This window comes from Gardnerella sp. c11Ua_71, from assembly GCF_055818025.1.
The window spans coordinates 1-5,721 of sequence record NZ_JARFVR010000010.1 but is presented as its reverse complement, the minus strand read 5'-3'; the positions used below and the strand labels follow the sequence as shown (position 1 = coordinate 5,721).

Annotated in this window: 1 protein-coding gene and 3 rRNA genes; all 4 read left to right on the top strand. The window is 53.3% G+C overall.

Annotated features, from left to right (window positions below):
- Positions 1-249 (top strand): hypothetical protein (locus P0106_RS07095; protein WP_147374342.1); only part of this gene is annotated, 249 nt, incomplete at its 5' end.
- A 190-nt stretch (positions 250-439) separates the two neighbouring features.
- A 16S ribosomal RNA gene (locus P0106_RS07090) occupies positions 440-1,967 on the top strand.
- Between the two features lie 372 nt (positions 1,968-2,339).
- Positions 2,340-5,400, top strand: a 23S ribosomal RNA gene (locus P0106_RS07085).
- A 168-nt stretch (positions 5,401-5,568) separates the two neighbouring features.
- Positions 5,569-5,685 (top strand): 5S ribosomal RNA (rrf, locus tag P0106_RS07080).
- Together the 16S, 23S and 5S rRNA genes form the textbook arrangement of a ribosomal RNA operon.
- Positions 5,686-5,721: the final 36 nt, after the last annotated feature.

Below are 5,721 nucleotides of genomic sequence, written 5' to 3'. Positions count from 1 at the left end.
TTTTTATGGTTTTTTGTTTGTTTTTTGGGTTGTTTTTGGTTTTGTGTTGGTGGTTGTGGTGGTTTGTTGTGGTTTTTTGCGTGTTTTCGACACGCCGATGTTTTGGCTTGTTTTCAATGGTTTTGTGGTGTTTGTTTGGTGTTGGTTTGCGTTTTGGTGGGGTTTGGTGTAAGTTTATCTCTTGCTGCTCAGCGCGGCTGGTTCTCCTCGGTTGAGGTTGATGAGCCGGCTGGTGTGGTGGTGGTTTGAGAACTCAAGAGCGTGTCTGTACTACTTATTAGTTAATTATTGCCAGTTCATTGTCAGCCTCACGGATTGTGGGGTGCCTGAGAGATGGTTAAATGATGGTGAGGTTTTTTGTTGGGATGTTCTTTCCTTAAAGAATGTCTCGTCTTTTTCTTTTATATTGGAGCCTTTTGTTGGCTCTTCATTGAAGTTTTTCGTGGAGGGTTCGATTCTGGCTCAGGATGAACGCTGGCGGCGTGCTTAACACATGCAAGTCGAACGGGATCTGACCAGCTTGCTGGTTGGTGAGAGTGGCGAACGGGTGAGTAATGCGTGACCAACCTGCCCCATGCTCCAGAATAGCTCTTGGAAACGGGTGGTAATGCTGGATGCTCCAACTTGACGCATGTCTTGTTGGGAAAGTGTTTAGTGGCATGGGATGGGGTCGCGTCCTATCAGCTTGTAGGCGGGGTAATGGCCCACCTAGGCTTCGACGGGTAGCCGGCCTGAGAGGGCGGACGGCCACATTGGGACTGAGATACGGCCCAGACTCCTACGGGAGGCAGCAGTGGGGAATATTGCGCAATGGGGGAAACCCTGACGCAGCGACGCCGCGTGCGGGATGAAGGCCTTCGGGTTGTAAACCGCTTTTGATTGGGAGCAAGCCTTTTTGGTGAGTGTACCTTTCGAATAAGCGCCGGCTAACTACGTGCCAGCAGCCGCGGTAATACGTAGGGCGCAAGCGTTATCCGGAATTATTGGGCGTAAAGAGCTTGTAGGCGGTTCGTCGCGTCTGGTGTGAAAGCCCATCGCTTAACGGTGGGTTTGCGCCGGGTACGGGCGGGCTAGAGTGCAGTAGGGGAGACTGGAATTCTCGGTGTAACGGTGGAATGTGTAGATATCGGGAAGAACACCAATGGCGAAGGCAGGTCTCTGGGCTGTTACTGACGCTGAGAAGCGAAAGCGTGGGGAGCGAACAGGATTAGATACCCTGGTAGTCCACGCCGTAAACGGTGGACGCTGGATGTGGGGCCCATTCCACGGGTTCTGTGTCGGAGCTAACGCGTTAAGCGTCCCGCCTGGGGAGTACGGCCGCAAGGCTAAAACTCAAAGAAATTGACGGGGGCCCGCACAAGCGGCGGAGCATGCGGATTAATTCGATGCAACGCGAAGAACCTTACCTGGGCTTGACATGTGCCTGACGACTGCAGAGATGTGGTTTCCTTTCGGGGCAGGTTCACAGGTGGTGCATGGTCGTCGTCAGCTCGTGTCGTGAGATGTTGGGTTAAGTCCCGCAACGAGCGCAACCCTCGCCCTGTGTTGCCAGCGGGTTATGCCGGGAACTCACGGGGGACCGCCGGGGTTAACTCGGAGGAAGGTGGGGATGACGTCAGATCATCATGCCCCTTACGTCCAGGGCTTCACGCATGCTACAATGGCCAGTACAACGGGTTGCTTCATGGTGACATGGTGCTAATCCCTTAAAACTGGTCTCAGTTCGGATCGTAGTCTGCAACTCGACTACGTGAAGGCGGAGTCGCTAGTAATCGCGAATCAGCAACGTCGCGGTGAATGCGTTCCCGGGCCTTGTACACACCGCCCGTCAAGTCATGAAAGTGGGCAGCACCCGAAGCCGGTGGCCTAACCCTTTTGGGATGGAGCCGTCTAAGGTGAGGCTCGTGATTGGGACTAAGTCGTAACAAGGTAGCCGTACCGGAAGGTGCGGCTGGATCACCTCCTTTCTACGGAGTTTTTGTGCACGCTCGGTTGAGTGTGGTTACTGGTGTGGAAAACAATAGTTAATGTTTTTAGATGAGTTTGTTGGGCATGCTTTTGGGTTCCCGGATTGCCACCCCCTTTTTTTGGGGTTGCGGTCCTGGCCCTTGGATTACAGGTTGAGGCTTTTTGGTTTTTGGCTTGTGTTCTTGGTGTTTGGTGGTTTGAGAACTGGATAGTGGACGCGAGTAAGAATAGTGAGACTGTTTTTGGTTTTGCTTGTTTTTACTTTTATCAATTTCAACCGGCTCCATTTTGGTGGAGTCGCTTGATCGTTTTGTGATCGTTTAGTGTGATGATTTATTGTCTAGAGAGTTAACCGATAGGCTTTTTACTGGTGTATCACTGGTAAGGGCGTATGGTGGATGCCTTGGTAGACAGGACCGATGAAGGACGTGACGGGCTGCGATATGCCTCGGGGAGCTGCCGAGTGGGCTTTGATCCGAGGATTTCCGAATGGGGAGACCCGGCCACTGTTATGGGTGGTCACCACAGTTTTTGTGGGGGGTACGCAGGGAAGTGAAACATCTCAGTACCTGCAGGAAAGGATACTCCGTGAGTAGTGGCGAGCGAAAGCGGATCAGGCTAAACCGAGTACGTGTGATAACCGTCAGGTGTTGCGTATTCGGGGTCGTGGGATTGACTGTTCAGCCTCTGACGGGGTTGAGAAGAGTGATAAAATGTCGTGTTATGTGAATGGGATTGAATTCCCAGCCGTAGAGGGTGATGGCCCCGTAGCAGGTTGCGCGATGTCTTTTTATGTTTATTCCCAAGTAGCGCGGGCCTCGTGGAATCCCGCGTGAATCTGCCCAGACCGTTGGGTAAGCCTAAGTATTCCTGTCTGACCGATAGTGTACTAGTACCGTGAGGGAAAGGTGAAAAGCACCCCGGGAGGGGAGTGAAATAGTTCCTGAAACCGTGCGCTTACAATCCGTCGGAGCCTTCTTTGTGGGGTGACGGCGTGCCTATCGAAAAATGAGTCTGCGAGTCAGTGGTATGTGGCGAGGCTAACCCGGGTGGGGGAGCCGTAGCGAAAGCGAGTTTTAAAAGGCGTTTTAGTCGCATGTCCTGGACCCGAAGCGGGATGATCTAGCCCTGAGCAGGTTGAAGCGCGGGTAAGACCGTGTGGAGGACCGAACCCACCTAGGTTGAAAACTGGGGGGATGACTTGGGGTTAGGGGTGAAAGGCCAATCAAATTCCGTGATAGCTGGTTCTCTCCGAAATGCATTTAGGTGCAGCGTCATGTTATTGCTTGCAGGGGGTAGAGCTACTGGATGCTTGCGGGCCCATACCGGGTACTAATAGCAGCCAAACTCCGAATACCTGTTAGGTTTATCATGGCAGTGAGTCGGCGGGGGATAAGCTCCGTCGTCAAAAGGGAAACAGCCCTGATCGTCGTCTAAGGTCCCGAAGCGCGTGCTAAGTGGGAAAGGATGTGGAGTCGCATAGACAGCCAGGAGGTTGGCTCAGAAGCAGCCATCCTTGAAAGAGTGCGTAACAGCTCACTGGTCTAGTGGTTCCGCGCCGACAATGTAGCGGGGCTTAAGCACGCCACCGAAGACGCGACTGCATGATTTAGTTCATGTGGGGTAGGAGAGCGTCCTGTATGGGGTGAAGCGGCAGTGTGAACTTGTCGTGGACTATACGGGAGTGAGAATGCAGACATGAGTAGCGAGAGACAGGTGTGAATCCTGTCCGCTGAATGACTAAGGGTTCCGGGGCCACGTTCGTCGTCCCCGGGTGAGTCGAGTCCTAAGGCGAGGCCGACAGGCGTAGTCGAATGGATGAACGGGTTGATATTCCCGTACCGGTGTTACACCGTTCGAACTGAATCTGAGAGTACTAACCTTCGTTATTCTGGTTGATTATCTTTCGGGGTTTTCTTCTGGTTTAGTGTTGGGACTGTATCGGTAGTAGGTTAGCGTGGGAGTGACGCGGGTAGGTAGCCGGCTGCGGAGGTGGTTTTCCGTGGCTAAGCGTGTGGGCTGTCCTCTAGGTAAATCCGGGGGATGTTTAAGCTGAGGCGTGATGGGTAGGCTGTAAGGCTGATTCCGGTGATCCTGCTTGCCGAGAAAAGCTTCAACGTGAGGTGTGATTCCGCTCGTACCCTAAACCGACACTGGTGGTCTGGTAGAGTATACCAAAGCGATCGGGCGAATCCTGGCCAAGGAACTCGGCAAATTACTCCCGTGCCTTCGGCATAAGGGAGACCCCTGATGGTGATGTTTTTTACAAGCGGAGCTGTTGGGGGTGGCACAAGCTAGGGGGTAGCGACTGTTTACCAAAAACACAGGAGCGTGCGAAGGCGTAAGCCGCTGTATACGCTCTGACGCCTGCCCGGTGCCGGAAGGTTAAGAGGATCCGTTAGCTTCGGTGAAGCGGTGAATTTAAGCCCCGGTAAACGGCGGTGGTAACTATAACCATCCTAAGGTAGCGAAATTCCTTGTCGGGTAAGTTCCGACCTGCACGAATGGCGTAACGACTTCCCCACTGTCTCGGCCAGGAGCCCGGCGAAATTGCAGTACGAGTAAAGATGCTCGTTAAGCGCAGAAGGACGAAAAGACCCCGGGACCTTTACTATACCTTGGTATTGTCGTTAGGTGTGGATCGTGTAGCATAGGCGGGAGGCTGTGAAGCGTGGGCGCTAGCTTGCGTGGAGTCGATCAGTGAAATACCGCTCTTTCCATATCTGGCGTCTAACCTCGACACGTTATCCGTGTTAGGGACAGTGCCTGGCGGGTAGTTTAACTGGGGCGGTTGCCTCCTAAAGAGTAACGGAGGCGCTCAATGGTCCGCTCAGCCCGGTTGGCAATCGGGTGTTGAGTGTAATCGCACAAGCGGGCTTGACTGTGAGACTGACGGGTCGAGCAGGGACGAAAGTCGGAGATAGTGATCCGGTGCCGGCGTACGGACGTGGCATCGCTCAACGGATAAAAGGTACCCCGGGGATAACAGGCTGATCATTCCCAAGAGTCCATATCGACGGGATGGTTTGGCACCTCGATGTCGGCTCGTCGCATCCTGGGGCTGGAGCAGGTCCCAAGGGTTCGGCTGTTCGCCGATTAAAGCGGCACGCGAGCTGGGTTCAGAACGTCGTGAGACAGTTTGGTCTCTATCCTCTGCGCTCGTTGGAATGTTGAGGAGACCTGCCCATAGTACGAGAGGACCTGGGTGGACGAACCTCTGGTATGCCGGTCGTCACGCCAGTGGCGCTGCCGGTTAGCTACGTTTGGAAGGGATAACCGCTGAAAGCATCTAAGCGGGAAGCCTGCTCCAAGATTAGCATTCCTTGCACTTTGTGTGTGAGCCCACATGTAGAACACGTGGTTGATAGGCTGGATGTGGAAGCCCTGTAAGGGGTGGAGCTGACCAGTACTAATGGGCGATTGTGATACTACTTGTATTGCTTATCGTTTAATTCTCTTAGATAGTATGGAGTGTTAAATGATCATGATTATGGTTAAGTTGTTGATTTTGATAAAAGTTTCTTCTGTTTGCTCGCGTTCATGTCCGGTTCCCAAACCGCCAATTTGCCGCTCGTTTAAAGCGAGTGTATAATCTAGTTTTGCGGTGGTCATGGCTCAGGTGAGACGCCCGGTCCCATTCCGAACCCGGAAGCTAAGGCCTGACACGGTGAGGGTACTGCACTCGATAGGGTGTGGGAGACTAGCACGCTGCCGCATTATTCTTTCTAGCGGGGAACTTGATTGTTCCCCGCT